We start from the raw sequence: 19,076 nt of genomic DNA on the forward strand, positions 1-19,076 counted from the left end.
GTAAGTATTCAGCACAGTTTATTCCGAACTGCCAATGCTGTAATTGCAGCAGCTTCGTACTGCTACAAGGCTCCGTGGCTATTTGCAAGTGACATTGCAATCGTTTGGGATCAGAGCTTTGCAGGCCTGTGCATCTGCCTTGCAGGTATGGTACCTGGAAAACTGTACTGAACTGTTACTTTTTTCTCAGGTTTACGGCATTAACAAACATGAGCAGGATTACTCCAAGCCATTAAAACAGACCTTATTCATCCTGATCCAGATCCACAGGCGCACATTCCCCTCCATCCCCTTCTCCGTTCACGGTATCTCCATCCTCCTGCGCCTCCTCATCCAGCCTTGCGGCATCAATGAGTCTTTCCGCTTCTTCCAGCTGAATAAGCCGGACTCCCTGGGTTGCACGGCCAATGACGGAGATACTGCATGCAGCCATACGAATCAGGCGGCCCTTATCGGAAACCAGCATAACATCATCGGATTCATCCGTGAGAACCATGGCCACGACCTTACCATTACGGCCATCGGTTCGGATACCGATAACACCCTTACCACCACGGCGCTGCATGGGGAAGGCCTCCACCTCTGTTCTTTTACCATAGCCGTTTTCCGTAGCCGTAAACAGGGTGCTGCCATGGCCTGTAACCTCCATACCGACAATATAATCGTCTTCAGCCATACGCAGCCCCCGGACTCCCCGGGAAACCCGCCCCATGGGCCTTACATCAGATTCAGAAAAACGGATGGCCTGACCCTGGGCAGATGTCAGCAGAACTTCCTTGCTTCCATCGGTGATCCTTGCGGCAATGAGGGCATCCCCTTCCACAAGGTCAATTGCAATAATCCCTCCGGCCCTGCGCCTGGAATAGGCCATGAGGTCAGTTTTCTTCACAAGCCCGTTCCGGGTGGTCATGAGGATGTATCTCCCCTCCTCAAATTCCGGCACAGCCAGAACCGTACTCAGTTTTTCATCCGGTGCCAGATCCAGAAAATTCACAATGGCTTTACCCCGGCTGGTCCTGCCGCCCTGGGGAAGTTCCCAGACCTTGGACCAGTAAACTTTGCCGAGGTTGGTGAAGAAAAGGAAGGTATGGTGGGTGGAAGCCACAAAAAGCTTTGTGACAAAATCCTCATCACGGGTGGTCATGGCCGTCTTACCTCTGCCGCCACGCCGCTGGCTCTGATACAGGGTAATGGGATTACGCTTGATATATCCGGTACGGGTCAGGGTAACCACCATGTCTTCTTCGGCAATGAGATCCTCCATGCCAATTTCTCTGGTGGATTCCACAATTTCCGAACGGCGGCTGTCTCCGAACTCTTCTTTGAGATTAACCAGTTCTTCTTTGATCAGATTCATGACAATGGTTTCACTGCCTAAAATTTCCTTGAACCAGGCAATGTCTTTCATAATCGAATCATATTCTTCAAGAATGCGGTCCCTCTCCAGGCCGGTCAGTCTTTGCAGCCGCATATCGAGAATAGCCTGAGACTGCAAAGCAGAAAGCCCGAAACGGGTCATCAGACCTTCTTTGGCCTCCACCGGAGAAGAAGACTTACGGATCAGGGCCACCACTTCATCAATATTATCCAGAGCTATTTTAAGGCCCTCAAGGATATGAGCCCTTGCCTGGGCCTTTTTCAGATCATAGCGGGTACGACGTATAATTACTTCTTTTCTGTGGCGGATGAAGTGGATCAGCATTTCTTTCAGAGTAAGAACTTCAGGCCGGTTATTCACCACCGCAAGGAAGATGATGCCAAAGCTGTTCTGAAGCTGGGTATGCTTGAAAAGCTGATTTAACACCACCTCGTGCATGGCATCCTTTTTCAGGCCTATGGCGATGCGCATGCCATCCCTGTCGGACTCATCCCGGATGTAACTGATACCCTCCAGCAGTTTGTCCCGTACCATTTCATGAATCGCCTTGACCAGACGGGCCTTGTTAACCTGATAGGGCAGCTCCTTGACCACAAGGGTCTCCACATTCTGAGAATCCGTTTCCAGATCCAGCAGAGCCCTTACCCGAATGATCCCACGGCCTGTCCTGTACGCTTCCACAATACCGGATTTTCCGTAAATAATTCCACCCGTGGGAAAGTCCGGCCCCGGAAGAATAGAGAGAAGCTCTGTGACATCAATTTCCGGGTTCTCTATAACCGCAATAATGGCATCCGCCACCTCACGCAGGTTGTGAGGCGGTATATTGGTGGCCATACCCACGGCAATACCCGAAGAACCGTTAACCAGAAGTGCCGGAAAACGGGTGGGAAGAACCAGAGGCTCTTCCAGGGATTCATCATAGTTTGTGATAAATTCGACGGTTTCCTTATCAAGATCCGCCAGCATTTCCTGGGCCAGACGCTGCATGCGGATTTCCGTATAACGCATGGCAGCCGGAGAATCTCCGTCAATGGAGCCGAAGTTCCCCTGCCCGTCCACCAAAGGATAGCGCATGGAGAAATTCTGGGCCATACGAACAATGGTGTCATAAACTGCCGTATCACCATGGGGATGGTATTTACCAATGACATCACCCACAATACGCGCAGATTTTTTGTAAGGGCGGTTCCAGTCATTCTTGAGTTCCCGCATGGCAAAAAGCACACGGCGATGCACAGGTTTCAGGCCGTCCCGCACATCCGGCAGGGCCCGACCAATAATAACGCTCATGGCATACTCAAGGTAGGACTGCCGCATCTCTTTCTCGATGCTGATCTCCGAACCCAACTCTGTATCGATCATGGACACATCCTGCTTTCCGTGGAAAAGCACCTGTACCGGGAATAAACCCAAGATGCTTCCATTTTATGTTTTTTATTTCCCCTTACGCCATTACGGCTCTTCTGAAACACCGCCAGAATAAAGGATCGGCGCAAACGTGCTATCATAACATTCTTCAGTAAAGCCTGCGACCCTTTTTCAGGTATTTTATTCAAAAGAAACAAAAAAACAAAGGCCGCATCCGCCCGAAAGCAGATACGACCTTCACATACAAAAATATCAGAAATCAAAAACTAAAGAGCTATGCCTTTTCCACGATCATGGCCATACCCATACCGCCACCTATGCACATGGAAATAATGCCTGTACCATAACCCTTGCGCTGCATCTGATACATGCCCGTCACCATCTGCCGGGCACCAGTAGCTCCGATGGGATGGCCGATGGAAATTCCGGAGCCCAGCTCATTGGGTTTTTCAAAATCAATACCAAGCTCCATCATGCAACCGATGGCCTGACCGGCAAAGGCTTCATTGAGCTCAATCATATCAATGTCGCCCATCTGCATCCCGGTACGGGCAAGGAGCTTGCGGATGGCAGGAACAGGGCCTAAGCCCATGAATGCCGGATCCATACCGCCGGAAGCAAAACCCTTGATTTTGATAATGGGCGTAAGGCCCAACTCTTTGGCCTTCTCCGCCGACATCATCAGTACGGCAGCGGCACCATCATTGATACCGGAAGCATTGCCTGCGGTTACGGAACCGTCCTTTTTGAAGGCGGCCTTCATTTTGCCCATTTTTTCCATGCTGGTTTCCATGGGCCGCTCATCGGTCTCCACAATGGTATCACCCTTGCGGCCCTTAATCACCACAGGAGCAATTTCCGACTTGAAGGTACCGTTTTTAATGGCTTCCATGGCTCTGGCGTGGCTGAGGACGGCAATCTTATCCTGATCCTCACGGGAGATACCATATTTACCCACAATATTTTCAGCGGTAATCCCCATATGGTAGCCATAGAAGATTTCGTAAAGACCATCATAAACCATCAGGTCATGGACAGGGCCCACACCGGTAAGCTCCATGCGGTGTCCCCAGCGGGCCTTGAGCAGCGCCATGGGTGTATTACTCATGCTTTCCTGCCCACCGGCGAGAACCACTTCCGCATCACCCGTCATAATAGCCTGGGCACCCAGGGCAATGGCCTTGAGGCCGGAACCACAGACCTTGTTCACAGTAAAAGCAGGAGTCTCCTTGGAAAGTCCAGCACGGATCATGGACTGACGGGCCGGGTTCTGTCCCTGCCCTGCCTGCAGCACGTTACCCATGATCACTTCATCAATGGCAATGGGCTTGAAGGCCTCGTCATAGTCATAGCCTCCTGCTTCCAGCTCAATGCGACCCAGACCCTTGAGCTTATCCGGACAAAATGACTCCATTTCGGCACTGGGCTGGGGACGCAGACCTGCTTTTTTCAAAACGTCCTTCATGACCGTGGCACCAAGATCCACACAGGAAACGTCCTTGAGTATGCCACCAAAAGCACCGACTGCTGTCCGAGATCCACTGACAATAACTACTTCTTTCATTCTTTTATCCTCCTTAGCGATGACGAGTGCCCCCGCACTGTGTTATACGCAATTTTCCCCGAGTTTTCAGAAACGCTAACCGGATACAGCGGGAAAGTCAACAATCAGGTGAACAAAGCACCCCTTTTAAAAACGGCGTTGCAGCTAAAACCCAAAAAAACCCAACCATCAAAGCTCCAGAGGCTTTCGAAAGGAAAAATGATCCCATGTGTCTCATTCTCTTTGCAGTGCAGCAGCACCCGGACTGGCCCCTTATCGTAGCGGCCAACAGGGACGAATTCCACAAACGCCCCACAGAACCAGCCCGTTTAAGGAAAACATCTCCCTCTGTGCTTGCGGGAAAAGATCTCCAGGAAGGAGGAACATGGATGGGCATTGTTCCAGAAACCCTTTTGTTTGCAGCCCTAACCAACTACAGAGATCCTTTATCCAGAAAAAATCCGGCACCCTCAAGGGGCCATATCGTGGAACAGGCCCTTGGGTCTGCTGAGGATATGGAGCCTTTTCTAAAAAAATTAAAAAAAGAAGGCACTAACTTCAACGGCTTCAACCTGATCTTCGGCACCCCTGAAAAGCTTTTTTATTACAGCAACCAGACAGAAAAGAGCCTTGTGATTCCTCCCGGCGTGCACGGCCTTTCCAATCATCTGCTGGGCACGCCGTGGCCCAAGGTGACAAAGGGATGCAGGCTACTGGATCAGGCCATTAAGAAAGGGGCTGAAGAAGAAGACTTCTTTCTTCTGCTGCAGGATCGCTCCATGCCGGAAGACAGGGAGCTTCCGGACACAGGCATGGGACTTGAGTGGGAAAGAATTCTTGCACCGCTCTTCATTGTCCACCCCCTTTACGGGACACGGAGCAGCACGACGCTGAAGGTACACTGCAGCGGAGAGTTTTTTTTCACAGAAATAAGCTGGGATGAAAGGGGAAAGGAAACGGGGAGGGTCCGTTTTACGGGGCAGGGCAAACGCCCCTTTATGCCTTAAGCATACACTTTTTACCAGGCAGCAGCACGCTTCCCAAAAAGACGCATATGCACACCGGCCATTTGTTCGTGACGCAATCCGGCACTCAAGCTGAAAAGCCCAAGCCCTTTACGGGAGCAAAATGCCTATGTACCCTATGCAAAGCCCAACTGCAAGCAAATAAAACGACAATTATTTGAAATAAAAAAGCAAACGTAACTGCTTAGCACAGTTTCCCAAGTACCATACCCGCAAGACAGATGCAAAGGCCCCAGGCTATTTGCCCGTGACGCAATCTTATTCGGGAGCTTCTTGCCCTGTGCGGAAGCGGCAAAAACTCCCCGCCACAGGCAGGATAAGCTTTTTGATTACCATGGCAGTCTTAAGCACGCTGCCTTTGTGGCGGCTCAAACAGTTTGCCGCTTCTTTCGCACAGGCCTGCGAAACTCTGATCCGAAACGATTGCAATGTCACTTGCAAATAGCCACGGAGCCTTGCAGCAGTACGACGCTGCTGCAACTACAGCATTGGCAGTCAGAAATGAACCGTGCTGAATACTTACCAAAAATCTAAGACTTCTTCCGGGCAGTTTCCCTTATTCTGCGCCAGCCATCCATGCGCTGGGCCACCAGCTTTTCATAGCCCCGGTCCGTGGGCGTATAATATCTGTCCTGCAAAAGAGCATCAGGAAGATAATCCTGGGGCACATAGGCATCTTTGAAGTCATGGGCATAGCGGTACTCCCTGCCGTAACCAAGATCCGCCATCAGGCCTGTGGGAGCGTTTCGGATATGCAGAGGAACAGGCGAAGCACCGGTTTCCCGGATACGGGCCACCACAGCCTTCTGGGCCATATAGACTGCATTGCTTTTGGGTGCCGTGGCCAGATAGACGGCCGCCTGAGCCAAAGCTCCCTCCCCTTCGGGAGAACCCAGAAAACGGTAGGACTCCATGGCTGAAAGAGCAAGGGCCAGTGCGCCCGGATCGGCCATACCCACATCCTCCGAAGCAAAACGGACCATGCGCCGGGCCAGATACAAAGGATCTTCTCCGGCTTCCAGCATGCGGAAAAGCCAGTACAATGCTCCGTCCGGATCACTGCCCCGCATACTTTTATGAAAAGCTGAGATCAGATTGAAGTGGGAGTCTCCGGCCTTGTCATGGCGCAGTGCCCTATCCCCGAATACCGCAGCCAGATCCTCCTTTATAATAACCCTCTCCCTGCGACTTCCGTCTCCAAGGCAGTGAAAGGCCGCCATTTCCAGCCCGGAAAGAGCCGCCCTCATATCTCCATCAGCCATTTCCGCCAGAAGGCCAAGCTCATCATCACCTGCCGTAATACTCAGCCTGCCAAGCCCCCTTTCTGTATCCAAAAGAGCCCGCTTCAGTACTCCGACACAGGCTTCCTGCAATACTGGCTGCAGCACCAGCACCTTGCACCGGGAAAGCAGAGCAGCGATCACCTCAAAGGATGGGTTTTCCGTGGTTGCGCCAATGAGGGTAATGAGACCTTCTTCCACATGCTGAAGAAAGGCATCCTGCTGGGCCTTGTTGAAACGGTGGATCTCATCCACAAAAAGAAGGGTTCCCCTGCCATTTATACGCCTTCGGGTACGGGCTTCTTCAATAATCTTGCGAACCTCCTGCACACCGGAAAACACGGCAGAAATCTGAACAAAACCCTTTTGCGTCTCCTTTGCAAGCACCCTTGCAAGGCTGGTTTTTCCGCAACCCGGAGGCCCCCAGAGAATCATGGAAAAGAGGCGATCCCCATCCACAGCACGGCGCAGCACCGATCCTTTAGACAGAAGATGCTCCTGCCCGGCAATATCTTCCAGAGAATCCGGACGCATTCTTTCAGCAAGGGGCTTTTCCGTATAATCAGAACCATCCTGTACAAAGAGATCCTCCATGAAAAAGCCTTTCACCTTTCTGCCTAACGGTTTCTGCGCTTACGACTCCGCCTTGTTGCCTGCAGCTTTTTCAGAAGAGCAGGAGAGGGCTTACTTTTTTTACCGCTGTAATCGGTCCGGCCGCTTCTCTCCCTGAATTCAACTCGAATGGGCGTCATATCCAACCCAAGGGCTTCCCGGATCTGATTGACCAGATACCTTTTATAGGAAAAATGAATGGCATCCGGATAATTGGTGACAAGGGCAAAGGTGGGGGGCGCATTTTTCACCTGGGAAGCAAAATAAAACTTGATGCGCTTGCCATTGTGGAGGGATGGCTCTGTCCGGGCTGTGGCATCCTCAATAATCCGGTTGAGGTGACTGGTACTGACCTGGGTGATGTACTGTTCATGCACCTTATCGATCATGGGAAAGAGCTTGGTCACCCGCTGCCCAGTCAGGGCGGAAATGGTCAGAACAGGCGCATACCCTAAAAACTTGGCCTCCATGCCAATATCTTCTTTCATACGCTTCACATCTTTTTTTTCCGGCGGCACCAGATCCCACTTGTTGCATACAAAAATACAACCACAACCTCTGTCACTGGCATAGCCTGCCACCCGGACATCCTGATCCGTAACCCCTTCGGCGGCATCCAGGAGAACCAGCGCCACCTCACAGCGTTCCAGACTTTTCAGAGCCTTGATAACAGAATACTTTTCAACGCGATGAGTGACCTTGCCCTTCCGCCGTATCCCAGCGGTATCAATGAAAAGATAGGATTTACCGCCAAAACGCACAAGGGAATCCACGGAATCACGGGTGGTGCCCGCCACCTCACTGACCACCATACGCTCTTCCCCAAGAAGACGGTTGATCAGGGAAGATTTACCTGCATTGGGCCTTCCCACCACAGCCACCCGGACCGGACCTTCTGGCTGAATCCCTTCGTCTACCCCGTCACATGGCATATCTGCGGTAAGAACATCCATGAAATCCGAAAAACCATACCCGTGCTCTGCGGATAAAGGAAAGGGCTCCTCTACTCCCAGAGCATAAAAATCATTCAGCGCCACCTCATGCTTTTCTCCGTCAATCTTATTCACAAGACAGAAAAAAGACTTTCCCCTGGCCCGCAAAAGCTCCACCAGATCCCGGTCATAGTAGGAGATGCCACTCTTACCATCCACCACAAGCACAACATAATCCGCATCCTCCAAAGCCAGCTCCACCTGGGCCCGGATGTGAGAAGCAAAGGAGTCCGCATCATTGGAAAGGAACCCGCCGGTATCCACCAGAATAAAGGATTTGTCTTCCCATCGGGCATCACCGAAGTGGCGGTCCCTTGTCACCCCCGGCATGTCATCGACAATGGCATCCCGACTCCGGGTCATACGATTGAACAGGGTGGACTTGCCCACATTGGGGCGTCCCACAAGGGCGACCACTGGCTTCATGTCATTCATTCCTTATATTGTTTTGGCTTTTTGTCTGAGAAGGTGAAAAACAGGCAAACAGACCTTTAAGATATGCTGCACCAAATGCCTGCCGAAAATCAAACAAAAAAATAGACACGCCATCCTAACACGCCAGAAACAAAACAGGCACTCACATCTCTGTAAGTGCCTGTTTAAATTTGGCGTCCCCAAGGGGATTCGAACCCCTGTCGCCGGCGTGAAAGGCCGGTGTCCTGGACCGGGCTAGACGATGGGGACTTATAAGTGGTGGGTCGTGTTGGATTCGAACCAACGACTCTCTGCTTAAAAGGCAGATACTCTACCGGCTGAGTTAACGACCCTTGCTACCGTCAAAAACGAGTGCTTATCTACCCGTGATGCCCCCATGTGTCAACATAAAAAAAACACTAGCTTCATTTTTTTTTGACTTCACCAGACAAAATCCTGAAAACACAAGAAATATACCACCAAAAGATAAAGGAGCAGCATCTGCAAGCTCCAACTTCCGCCAGAGTTACGGCACAGAAAGTAATTGTTCAGCACAGTTTTCCAAGCACAATACCTCCCATAGAGATACACAGCACCCAAGTTACCCGTGACGCAATCCGACGCTCAAGCTGAAAAACCCTTGTCCATGCCCGACTGTTCATGCAAATGTATGATTGAGGCATCAATTCATATCAAGCTATATCAAGGACGGACCTTCCCATGAAAACAACTTCTTTTCCTGTCATCCCCTATGGAAGACAGAACATCTCCGAAAAAGATATCCATGCGGTACTGGAGGTACTTCATTCAGACTATCTGACCCAGGGCCCAAAGGTCCCTGAATTCGAGAAAAAAATGACTGCCTTCTGCGGGGCCTCCCACGCCGTTGCCGTCAACAGTGCCACCTCTGCCCTGCATCTGGCCTGCCTTGCCCTTGGCCTTGGCCCCGGCGATACGCTCTGGACCAGCCCCATCACCTTTGTGGCCTCAGCCAACTGCGCCCTTTACTGCGGTGCTTCGGTGGATTTTGTGGACATTGATCCAAAAACCTGGAACCTCTGCCCCATTAAACTTGAAGAAAAACTGCATCAGGCAGAAAAACAAAACAGACTGCCAAAAATTGTGGTTCCCGTACACCTCTGCGGCCAACCCTGCGACATGGAGGCCATTCACCGGCTTTCTTTAAAATATGGTTTTTCCATAATAGAAGATGCCGCCCATGCTACGGGGGCTTCCTGTAAAAAGGAAACCGTTGGCAACTGCCGCTACAGCGACATCACCATTTTCAGCTTTCATCCCGTTAAAATCATCACAACGGCGGAAGGCGGCATGGCCATGACCAACCAAAAGGATCTGGCAGAAAAAATGGCCCTCCTCCGCAGCCATGGCATTACAAGGGATGAAAATGCAATGACGCAGCCCCCGGATGGGCCATGGTATTACCAGCAGATTGATCTTGGCTTCAATTATCGCATGACAGAAATACAGGCTGCTCTGGGCATAAGCCAGATGGACAGACTACAGGAATTTATAAAAAAACGGCAACAACTGAGCCAGCGTTACAGCCAGCTGCTAAAAGACCTCCCCCTTACCCTGCCCTTTTGCCTTCCGGATTACGACTCCGCATGGCACCTTTATATTATACGGCTGCAGAAGAATCAGATCTCAAAAAGCCACAGAGAGATCTTTGAAGCATTGAGGACAGAAGGCATAGGTGTCAATCTCCATTATATACCGGTACACACCCAGCCCTACTACAGAGCCATGGGTTTTCGTGAAGGCCAGTTCCCCGAAGCAGAAAACTATTATAAAGAAGCCATCAGCCTGCCGCTTTTCCCGGATCTTCAGGAGGCGGACCAGAACAGGGTCATAGATGCCCTTAACCGGGTTCTTGGCATGGGACAGACCCATAAGACTTAAGACAAGAGGATCAAATACATTCCACCTTAAACCAATACCGGAAATGAATACTCCACCCATCCCTTACCCGGGCCAGTGCCATGGTTCAATTTTCGGGTACACTTAATCCAACATCGGGCATGGGCAGGGTAAGAATATCCGAAATGCTCAGACGAATACGCCCGTCAAAACCCGATTTTTTGCGCAGATCCCGCTCCAGAAGGGCAAGATTTCTGTAAAGGGGCGTCCGGTCAAGAAGCATATCACCACTGGCTCCAAAAGATTCACACCCAGGCCCCTTGATCTCACCACCACGACCCAGCATTTTCCATGGCACACCATGAAGCCTGCAGATCATGGGTCTGTGGGCATAAACACGGCACAATCCATCCACATTCAAAGGGCAAAGCGCCCTAAAAACACCATCCCCTCCTTCGGCATCATGGGCTTTCATGGCCTTACACAGGTCCAAAGCCCTTTGTTCCATGGCAGAGCGCTCCTCCTCACCAAGCATGGAGAAACCTTTTAAAAGATAAAGAACCTCCACAAGGGTATAGTGATAAAACCGTGTGTTACAGCAGCTGTCCGCACATCCACCACAGGAAAAACCGGTACTTTCCGCCACAGCGGCATAGGCCGAATCCATCTGGACATAAAGCTCGTCCATTCCGGAGAAAAAAGAAGCCAGCACCTCAGGTGCAAGCCCCGTTTCAAAGGCATCCATGAAAAATATTCCTCCCATTGCTATTCTCCCTTCCCTCAGAACTGGGGAAAGGGCATAAAAATTTTATGATAAAGATTCAGGGCATAACGATCCGTCATGCTGGCAATGGTATCACAGACCACTTTTTCACGCACCTCCTCTGCCGGATCAAAGACAGGAAGCTCCATCCGCCGCAGCTCCGTCTGAAGCGAGTCCTCATTCTCCATAAGAAAGGCAAAAAGCTCCATCAGAATTTTCTTGGCCTTTACAAACTCATTGTGCACCCTTGGAGAACGGTACACATTATCAAAAAGAAACTGACGCAGCTCCACCATGGTTTTGTAAACCTCATCACTCATGCGCAGACAGAACCCATCCTTTTCCATGCTGCTTTGAAAAATAATATCCCGGATCATGGAAGTTCCCCTGGCCGAATGGCTTTCACCCAGAACCCTGATACAGGATTCAGGAATCTCATGACGTCCGATAACACCACTGCGCACAGCATCATCCAAATCATGGTTCAGATAGGCAATTATGTCTGCAATACGTACCACCCTCCCTTCTATGGTAAGGGCAGTCTCTCCGGGTTCTGTAGGAAGAATATTCCCAAAACCCTTGGAATGCTTTAAAATACCATCCCTTACCTCATGGGAAAGATTCAAGCCTTCCCCCCGCCTTTCAAGACGATCCACCACCCGCAAACTCTGCGCTGCATGGGAAAAATGCTCCGAATATATTTCCTTGAGCGCTGTTTCACCGGAATGACCAAAGGGTGTATGGCCAAGATCATGCCCCAGAGCAATGGCTTCGGTAAGATCCTCATTTAGACGCAGGGCCCTGGAAATGGTCCGGGCCACCTCTGCAACTTCCAGAGTATGGGTCAGCCGGGTTCTATAATGATCTCCCAGCGGAGAAAGAAAAACCTGGGTCTTATGCTTTAACCTTCTGAAACCGCTTGAAAAAACAATCCTGTCCCTGTCCTGCTGAAAAAGTGTGCGGATGGGACATGGCTCTTCCCTGCGGCGACGCCCCCTGGATGCTGCGGCACAACAGCCATAGGGGGCAATGAAGCCCGCCTCCCTTTTCTCAAAATCTTCCCGTATGGTCATTGCTTGCCTGCCTGATGGAATTAAGTTAAATTTAACGCTTGGATCAATGCCGGACAGGGACTATCCTATGCATAAGAGCCCCTGTCTTGTAAAGGGGCGATGCCAAGACAAAAAAACCGACAGCCCCGAAAAGGACTGCAACCATGAAAGGGCAGGCATGGGCAAGCATCATCTCGTCCTTGGCAGCATGCAGGACATCCTTAGCGAGCAGACAATAGAAGACAACCACGACAACCGTTACCGCCAGAAACTGGCAAAACTCCTTCTGGATGCTGGATATACAAAACAGAATATCAGCTCCCACATTCCGCTGGTCCTGAAATGTGATGAAAAAAGAGCGCTGATTCATCTGGATTTCCTGGTAAAGCCCCATGGAAAAGCAGCCATCCTTATCCGCTATGGCCCCGGCTCCATTGTCACCCGCCGAACACCGGGCCGGGCAGCAGCCCTTCTCATGGATGCGCCCCTCCTTCTGGTTACCAACGGGGAAGATGCCGAACTTCTGGAAACCCGGACAGGCAACCTCCTTTCCCGGGGCCTGAACAGCATTCCCCCTCCGGAAGACCTCCCCCCGGTTCAGCCTGCGGCCCCACCCCTGACACCCAGCATAGAAGAGCGCTGCCACCGGATTCTTTATGCCTTTGAAGTCAATGATGCCTGCCCCTGCGATGATGCGGTCTGCCATCTGGATACGGAGAAACTATGAATAACGATCATGAATTCATGGGAGAAGCCCTCATACTGGCAGAAAAAGCCCTGAAAGAAGGAGAGTTTCCCGTGGGATGCGTCATATCTCTGGACGGAAAAATCCAGGTAAGATCCAGACGTAAAGCATCAAACGGCAATCTTCCCAGCGAAATAACCCATGCGGAAATCCTCGCCATCCGGGAGATGGAAAACCTTGTCCCCACAGATATGCGCCACAAAGCCACCCTCTATGCCACCATGGAGCCATGCCTCATGTGCTATGCCGCCATTCTTCTTTCCGGCATCGGCCGGGTGGTGTGGGCCTACGAAGACGCCATGGGTGGCGGTACAGCCTGTGACCTTTCAACCCTCCCCCCCCTGTACAGCCAAAGACAGCCGGAAATAACCCCTGCCTTCAGGCGTGAAGAAAGCCTTGTGCTTTTCATGGAATTTTTCCGCAATCCCCGGAACGCCTACTGGAAAAACAGCCTGCTTGCCCGCTACACCCTGGCCGGAGGAAAATCCCTGCCCCAAACCCCTTAAGCCACAGGCCTGATCAAAAGCAGTCCGAAAGACAGAAAAGCGCCCATATCGGGACAAACCAGATGTCTTTATTATTTATTTCTTGCACAGCCTCAGAACATGGGGTATATGTTCATGCTGATCTACATGAACCGATCACTTTTTACCTGACAAGTGATTTCAACGGATAACGCGCACCACGAGGAGGTCCGGTATAATTAGCAACGGACGCCAGCAGGGCCAGGAAGCTCTGCAACAAAGCAGAACAAGAATCAATCGTAACATCAGAGCCAAGGAAGTCAGGGTCATTGATCCCGACGGAGAACAGCTGGGTATTATGCCTGTGCCCAAAGCCCTTGACATTGCCGCAAGCCTGTCTCTCGATCTGGTAGAAGTGTCGCCCCAGGCCAAGCCCCCTGTATGCAAAATCATGGACTATGGAAGGTTCAAATATGAGCTGACCAAAAAACAACAGGAGGCCAGAAAAAAACAGACCGTTGTCCAGCTGAAGGAGGTCAAGGTAAGGCCCAAAACCGGGGATCATGACCTGGAAACAAAGCTGAAGAACATCCGTAAATTCATAGAAAAACGAAACAAGGTAAAAGTTACGGTTATGTTCAGGGGCAGAGAAATCACCATGAGTGACCGTGGGCGCAGCGTCCTTGAAAGCATCATCACAGAGGTTGAAGACGTTGCTGTGGTAGAATCCACGCCCAAATTTGAAGGCCGAACCATGATGATGATTCTTGTACCCAAAGCCTGAATGGTTTTTTAAAAATAAGGGAAACAATAAACAGCCTGCCTCCACAGGCAACAGGGATGAAAATTCAAACCTGCATACTGCACCCTTATCTTATAAACCGGTTATAACCGGACAGAAACATAAGGTGTCCATACCAGTATCTACTTTTCCCTTATGTTCAGAACATCCGCATATTTTGTGTTCCCTTTTCTGGCGTGTGTCTTTATGCGCCAGAATTTTTGTTCCCTACCCCCTGTAAATTGTTTGCAGCACAATATCAGGGCGAACGAGTGGCCTTTGCCATGCGAAGGCAGTATCAATTAAGGAGGCGTTCATGCCGAAAATGAAGACCAACCGGGCCGCAGCCAAGCGCTTTACACGCACCGGCTCAGGCAAGTTTAAAATCCGGAAGGCCAATTCAAGCCACATTCTGACCAAAAAAACCACCAAGAGAAAACGCAACCTGCGCCAGGGCCAGATTGCGGACAAAACCAACGAAGCACAGCTCAAGCGACTTATGCCCTACGCATAAGCGCCGGGACTACGGTTATCCCATGCTGTAAGAACAGCCTTCTCCGAACCTCGTCATTACAAGGGTCGCCATGGCCCTGTCCTCCGGGGTGCTACTGAATCCGGAGAATAAAGGGAAAACCGGTTTTATGACACGTTTTTTTGAGGAGACACATCCATGCGCGTAAAAAGAGGCTTTAAAGCCAGACAAAGACGTAAAAAAGTATTAAAACTTGCCAAAGGCTTCCGTGGAGGTCGCAGCAAGCTTTTCCGCACAGCAGCGGATTCCGTGGATAAGGCCCTGATGTATGCCTACCGCGACCGCCGTCAGAAAAAACGGGATTTTCGCCGTCTCTGGATTGCCCGTATCAATGCTGCCGCCCGGATAAACGGCCTTTCCTACAGCCGTTTTGTTCACGGCCTGAAAATGGCCGAAATTGATCTGGACCGCAAGGTTCTGGCGGAGCTTGCTATTTCCGATCCTGAAGGTTTTGCCATCATTGCTAAAACCGCCTCCGAAAAGCTGCAGGCTTAAAAGGCACGAAAGCCTGAACAGACAGGCTGTCTTTTTGTCTTCTGACCACCATGACGGGTCATACTGAAAAGCCGGAACCTCCGCCCCCTTTCCGGGCTCAGGTTCCGGCTTTTTTTGACCGCCATTTCAACGTTCACCACCCCACCGAAACAGGGCATACGACGTGGAAACCAGCATCGAACAACTCAAAGAAGAGGCCCTGGCCGCCCTTGGGAACGCCGGGGATCCAGCAGAAATACAGGCCCTCACCGTGCGCTATCTGGGAAAAAAAGGTCTTCTTACCCAGCATCTGCGCACCATGGCCACCCTTGCTCCGGAAGAACGGCCCGCCTTTGGCCAGCGGGTCAATGCCGCCAAAGAAGCCCTTGAAACGGCCTTCACCGAAAAAAAAGCCGTCCTTGAAACGGCAGCCGCCGACCGGGCCACAGACATTGACATCACCCTTCCCGGACGTAAACCTTCCCAGGGAACACTGCACCCCCTCACCCGTATCCGAAGGGAAATATCCGACATTTTCAGCCGCCTGGGCTTTGAAATATCCGAAGGCCCCGAAGTGGAGCTGGACTGGTACAATTTTGAAGCACTGAACATCCCACCCCATCACCCGGCAAGGGACATGCAGGACACCTTCTATGTATCGGACAGGGTGGTACTGCGTACCCACACCTCTCCCATACAGATCCGCTTCATGGAGAACCACAAGCCACCCATCCGCATCATAGCTCCGGGACGGGTCTACCGCTGCGACTCGGACATCACCCACACACCCATGTTCCATCAGATTGAAGGGCTTCTTGTGGATGAAAAGGCCAGCTTCGGCGACCTCAAAGGCATACTCACCGCCTTTATCCATGCCCTCTTTGATAAAGATACCAGCCTGCGTTTCCGCCCCAGCTTCTTTCCCTTCACAGAACCCAGTGCAGAGGTGGACATACGCTGCGTCATGTGCCGGGGCAAAGGCTGCCGCATCTGCTCCCAGACCGGGTGGCTGGAGGTTCTTGGCTGCGGCATGGTGCATCCCGTTCTCTTTGAGAACACAGGCATTGATCCGGAGCGCTACCGGGGCTTTGCCTTTGGCATGGGTGTGGAGCGTCTGACTATGCTCAAATACGGCATCGACGATCTCCGGAAGTTTTTCGAAAACGATATCCGATTCCTGGAGCAGTTTTAGCCATGAAACTCAGTCTCAACTGGCTTAAAAGCCTCATACCCGTACCCATGAACACCGAGGAACTGGCCCACGCCCTGACCATGGCAGGTCTCGAAGTGGAAGCCGTTGAACGGCCCTTTGCCCACCTTGACGGCATTGTGACGGGACGTATTTTTGACATTGCCCCCCATCCCAATGCGGACAAACTGCAGACCTGCAAAGTAGATACCGGCAATGATATATTCAGCGTGGTCTGCGGTGCGCCCAACATAGAAAACGGCATGATAGCCCCCCTGGCTCCGGCAGGAACGACCATGCCCGACGGCACGGTCCTTAAAAAGGGTAAAATCCGGGGAGAAGTTTCCGAAGGCATGCTCTGCAGCGCAAAGGAACTAAACTTAGACAACGACCACTCCGGCATCCTTGCCCTGCCTCAGGAAACTCCGCCCGGCCTCCCCTTCTGCGAAGCCATGGAAATGGATGACACCGTGCTCACCATCGGCCTGACACCCAACCGGGTGGACTGCGCCAGTGTCATGGGCCTTGCAAGGGAAGTAGCCGCCTTCGGAGAATCTTCCTTCAGGGCAGAACCCGCCTCCCTCCCGCCTGCGGACCCTGCGCTGGGTACAATTTATACCCATACCAGCGTCACCGTGGAGGACAGCGAAGGCTGCCCCCGCTATGCGGCAAGACTGCTTGCAGACATCACCGTGGGACCATCTCCTGCATGGCTGAAAAACCGCCTCATTGCCGCAGGCTTAAGGCCCATAAATAACATCGTGGACATAACCAACTTTGTGATGCTGGAAACGGGCCAACCCCTGCATGCCTTTGATTTTGACACCCTTGCCCAGAATCGCATTATTGTCCGGAAGGCCAGAGATGGGGAAACCTTCATTACACTGGATGAAAAAGAGCGCAGACTGGACACAGACATGACCATGATCTGTGACGGGGAAAAACCCGTGGCCATAGGCGGTGTTATGGGCGGTCTGCATTCCGGTGTCACGGAAAGCACCCGGCGGGTTCTGATCGAAAGCGCCTGCTTTGATGCACCATCCATACGGAGAACGGCAAAAAAACTGGGGCTTTCCACGGATTCCTCCTATCGTTTCGAACGGGGCGTAGACCCCCTGGGCACCCTTTATGCATTGGACAGAGCCGCAGTCCTGATGCTGGAAACCGCTGGCGGAAGCATGGCAGAAGGCCATATTGACATCCACCCCAGCCCCCCTGCTCCCGCCACCATCCGTGTCAGCCCGGACTTCATCAATCAGCGCATAGGCCTTGACCTTTCCGCAGAAAAGATGATCCTTCTGCTGGAAAAGGTGGGTTTTTCAGCCATGCTTCAGGACAAAGACATTGAAGTCACCGTACCATCCTTCCGTGTGGACGTTTCCCGCAAGGAAGACATTTCAGAAGAGGTGGCAAGACTCTACGGATATGACAATATCCCCGTAACATTTCCGGAGATGCCTGCTGAAACAAGACTAGACCCCCCATCGGTCACCTTCCGCCGCAGACTGCAGGACCAGATGTGCGGACTTGGCTTCCACGAAGTCATCTCCTACAGCTTTGTTGCAAAGGAAAGCGCAGACCACCTGCGTCTTCCCGAAGAGCATCCCATGCGACCTGCCGTGGCCCTGTTAAACCCCATATCCGAAGACCTGGCCGTCATGCGCACCAGCATGGTGCCATGCCTCATGGGACTTCTGGCACGCAACATTGCCCAGCAGGAAAAAAATCTGAAAATTTTTGAAATCGGCAGCACCTTTACCCCCCGTGCGGGTGAAGACCTTCCCATGGAAAGGGAAGTACTGGCTCTGGCCTGGACTGGCAAACGTCACCCCGGTGGCTGGTATGAACATTCTCCCGAATGTGATTTTTTTGACATCAAAGGAGCCGTGGAAGGCCTGCTGGAGGCCATGAATATTTCCGAAGCTGACTACGCAGCTCCGGATAGCCAGGACAGCTTTCCATGGGTACGAAAGGGTGCCTGTGCCTGCATACGGTACGAAGACAGCATAGCGGGCCATATATATGAGGTACACCCTGAAACACGGCGTTTTTTTGGTATCAAGCAGCCCGTTTTCATGGCAGAGCTGGACCTCGTCCTTCTGATGGAAAAACAAAAAAATCTCTTCCTCTCAAAGGAGATTCCAAGGTATCCTGCCACCACAAGGGATGTGACCCTGATTCTTGAAAAAGAAACACCGGCGGCAGAAGTGTTAAAACTCTGCCGGAAAAACCAGCCGGAAATCCTCGAATCCGCCAGCATCCACGACCTTTATCAGGGCGACAGAATACCTGCTGGCAAAAAAAGCCTGACTCTGCGCATGGTCTACCAATCCTTTACGGAAACCCTTGCAGATAAAAAAGTCAACAAAGTTCAGGAAAAAATAACCCAGAATCTCCTTTCACATTTTCAGGCCACCCTGCCGGGCTGACCACCAGCCCTTTCTGCCCCTGAAACGGGCAGAAGGGCTCTCCCAAAGGCACCATTGGCGGAAAAGCGGACTTGACAATCCCATAAAAAAATAATATTTACTTCAATTGGTATGCATTGTGCCTTGCCCCTGATCTTTTTCAAAAGACAGGACA

General features: G+C 51.6%; 15 protein-coding genes and 2 tRNA genes. 9 read left to right on the forward strand and 8 right to left on the reverse strand.

Going from position 1 to position 19,076, the window contains the following annotated elements:
- Positions 1 to 244: 244 nt before the first annotated feature.
- Positions 245 to 2,743 carry a DNA gyrase subunit A gene (gyrA, locus tag FIM25_RS08080; protein WP_139448093.1) on the reverse strand — a complete coding sequence of 833 codons (2,499 nt, stop codon included), beginning with the start codon at positions 2,741 to 2,743 and terminating at the stop codon, positions 245 to 247.
- Positions 2,744 to 3,023: 280 nt separating this feature from the next.
- Positions 3,024 to 4,313, reverse strand: coding sequence for a thiolase family protein (locus FIM25_RS08085; RefSeq protein WP_139448095.1), 1,290 nt, complete (start codon positions 4,311 to 4,313; stop codon positions 3,024 to 3,026).
- 206 nt (positions 4,314 to 4,519) lie between these two features.
- On the opposite strand from FIM25_RS08085, the gene FIM25_RS08090 reads away from it, so the two are divergent.
- A complete protein-coding gene (locus tag FIM25_RS08090; protein ID WP_139448097.1) occupies positions 4,520 to 5,299 on the forward strand; it encodes an NRDE family protein in 780 nt (259 codons plus the stop codon).
- Positions 5,300 to 5,847: 548 nt separating this feature from the next.
- Here the strand turns inward: FIM25_RS08090 and FIM25_RS08095 are convergent.
- The 4 genes from FIM25_RS08095 to FIM25_RS08110 form a co-directional block, all read right to left on the reverse strand.
- Positions 5,848 to 7,191 carry a replication-associated recombination protein A gene (locus FIM25_RS08095; protein WP_139448099.1) on the reverse strand — a complete coding sequence of 448 codons (1,344 nt, stop codon included), beginning with the start codon at positions 7,189 to 7,191 and terminating at the stop codon, positions 5,848 to 5,850.
- A 23-nt stretch (positions 7,192 to 7,214) separates the two neighbouring features.
- A complete protein-coding gene (der, locus tag FIM25_RS08100) occupies positions 7,215 to 8,627 on the reverse strand; it encodes a ribosome biogenesis GTPase Der (RefSeq protein ID WP_139448228.1) in 1,413 nt (470 codons plus the stop codon).
- Between the two features lie 180 nt (positions 8,628 to 8,807).
- A tRNA-Glu gene (locus tag FIM25_RS08105) sits at positions 8,808 to 8,885 on the reverse strand.
- Between the two features lie 7 nt (positions 8,886 to 8,892).
- Positions 8,893 to 8,968: transfer RNA gene (locus FIM25_RS08110), tRNA-Lys, on the reverse strand.
- A 367-nt stretch (positions 8,969 to 9,335) separates the two neighbouring features.
- Here FIM25_RS08110 and pseC point away from each other — a divergent pair.
- A complete protein-coding gene (pseC, locus tag FIM25_RS08115) occupies positions 9,336 to 10,535 on the forward strand; it encodes a UDP-4-amino-4,6-dideoxy-N-acetyl-beta-L-altrosamine transaminase (protein WP_139448101.1) in 1,200 nt (399 codons plus the stop codon).
- Positions 10,536 to 10,620: 85 nt separating this feature from the next.
- On the opposite strand, the gene FIM25_RS08120 is transcribed toward pseC, so the two are convergent.
- Positions 10,621 to 11,256 (reverse strand): YkgJ family cysteine cluster protein, encoded by a 636-nt coding sequence (locus FIM25_RS08120; protein WP_139448103.1) that lies wholly within the window; start codon positions 11,254 to 11,256, stop codon positions 10,621 to 10,623.
- A 17-nt stretch (positions 11,257 to 11,273) separates the two neighbouring features.
- Positions 11,274 to 12,329: a deoxyguanosinetriphosphate triphosphohydrolase gene (locus tag FIM25_RS08125; protein WP_139448105.1), complete on the reverse strand. Its 1,056-nt coding sequence runs from the start codon at positions 12,327 to 12,329 to the stop codon at positions 11,274 to 11,276.
- A gap of 67 nt (positions 12,330 to 12,396) precedes the next feature.
- Between FIM25_RS08125 and FIM25_RS08130 the strand changes: the two genes are divergently transcribed.
- The 7 genes from FIM25_RS08130 (at position 12,397) to pheT (ending at position 18,922) form a co-directional block, all read left to right on the forward strand.
- Entirely contained in the window at positions 12,397 to 13,035 is a 639-nt protein-coding gene (locus FIM25_RS08130) for a type I restriction enzyme HsdR N-terminal domain-containing protein (protein ID WP_179953248.1), read from the forward strand.
- On the forward strand, positions 13,032 to 13,559 hold the full coding sequence (locus tag FIM25_RS08135; protein ID WP_139448109.1) for a nucleoside deaminase: 528 nt from the start codon (positions 13,032 to 13,034) through the stop codon (positions 13,557 to 13,559). The genes FIM25_RS08130 and FIM25_RS08135 overlap by 4 nt, the downstream gene beginning before the upstream one ends.
- A 229-nt stretch (positions 13,560 to 13,788) precedes the next feature.
- Positions 13,789 to 14,301 carry a translation initiation factor IF-3 gene (gene infC, locus FIM25_RS08140; RefSeq protein WP_139448111.1) on the forward strand — a complete coding sequence of 171 codons (513 nt, stop codon included), beginning with the start codon at positions 13,789 to 13,791 and terminating at the stop codon, positions 14,299 to 14,301.
- 313 nt (positions 14,302 to 14,614) lie between these two features.
- Positions 14,615 to 14,812, forward strand: coding sequence for a 50S ribosomal protein L35 (rpmI, locus tag FIM25_RS08145; protein WP_139448113.1), 198 nt, complete (start codon positions 14,615 to 14,617; stop codon positions 14,810 to 14,812).
- Positions 14,813 to 14,968: 156 nt separating this feature from the next.
- Entirely contained in the window at positions 14,969 to 15,325 is a 357-nt protein-coding gene (rplT, locus tag FIM25_RS08150; protein ID WP_139448115.1) for a 50S ribosomal protein L20, read from the forward strand.
- Positions 15,326 to 15,488: 163 nt separating this feature from the next.
- On the forward strand, positions 15,489 to 16,496 hold the full coding sequence (gene pheS, locus FIM25_RS08155) for a phenylalanine--tRNA ligase subunit alpha (protein WP_139448117.1): 1,008 nt from the start codon (positions 15,489 to 15,491) through the stop codon (positions 16,494 to 16,496).
- 2 nt (positions 16,497 to 16,498) lie between these two features.
- Positions 16,499 to 18,922, forward strand: a complete 2,424-nt coding sequence (gene pheT, locus FIM25_RS08160) for a phenylalanine--tRNA ligase subunit beta (protein ID WP_139448119.1) — start codon at positions 16,499 to 16,501, stop codon at positions 18,920 to 18,922.
- Positions 18,923 to 19,076: the final 154 nt, after the last annotated feature.

Source organism: Desulfobotulus mexicanus (assembly GCF_006175995.1).
Lineage (GTDB): Bacteria > Desulfobacterota > Desulfobacteria > Desulfobacterales > ASO4-4 > Desulfobotulus > Desulfobotulus mexicanus.

What these genes read in the sequence shown, in the direction of transcription:
- gyrA (WP_139448093.1), bottom strand. Translation starts at nt 2,743, where the DNA reads ATGATCGATACAGAGTTGGGTTCGGAGATCAGCATCGAGAAAGAGATG.
- FIM25_RS08085 (WP_139448095.1), bottom strand. Translation starts at nt 4,313, where the DNA reads ATGAAAGAAGTAGTTATTGTCAGTGGATCTCGGACAGCAGTCGGTGCT.
- FIM25_RS08090 (WP_139448097.1), top strand. Translation starts at nt 4,520, where the DNA reads ATGTGTCTCATTCTCTTTGCAGTGCAGCAGCACCCGGACTGGCCCCTT.
- FIM25_RS08095 (WP_139448099.1), bottom strand. Translation starts at nt 7,191, where the DNA reads ATGGAGGATCTCTTTGTACAGGATGGTTCTGATTATACGGAAAAGCCC.
- der (WP_139448228.1), bottom strand. Translation starts at nt 8,627, where the DNA reads ATGAAGCCAGTGGTCGCCCTTGTGGGACGCCCCAATGTGGGCAAGTCC.
- pseC (WP_139448101.1), top strand. Translation starts at nt 9,336, where the DNA reads ATGAAAACAACTTCTTTTCCTGTCATCCCCTATGGAAGACAGAACATC.
- FIM25_RS08120 (WP_139448103.1), bottom strand. Translation starts at nt 11,256, where the DNA reads ATGGGAGGAATATTTTTCATGGATGCCTTTGAAACGGGGCTTGCACCT.
- FIM25_RS08125 (WP_139448105.1), bottom strand. Translation starts at nt 12,329, where the DNA reads ATGACCATACGGGAAGATTTTGAGAAAAGGGAGGCGGGCTTCATTGCC.
- FIM25_RS08130 (WP_179953248.1), top strand. Translation starts at nt 12,397, where the DNA reads ATGCATAAGAGCCCCTGTCTTGTAAAGGGGCGATGCCAAGACAAAAAA.
- FIM25_RS08135 (WP_139448109.1), top strand. Translation starts at nt 13,032, where the DNA reads ATGAATAACGATCATGAATTCATGGGAGAAGCCCTCATACTGGCAGAA.
- rpmI (WP_139448113.1), top strand. Translation starts at nt 14,615, where the DNA reads ATGCCGAAAATGAAGACCAACCGGGCCGCAGCCAAGCGCTTTACACGC.
- rplT (WP_139448115.1), top strand. Translation starts at nt 14,969, where the DNA reads ATGCGCGTAAAAAGAGGCTTTAAAGCCAGACAAAGACGTAAAAAAGTA.
- pheT (WP_139448119.1), top strand. Translation starts at nt 16,499, where the DNA reads ATGAAACTCAGTCTCAACTGGCTTAAAAGCCTCATACCCGTACCCATG.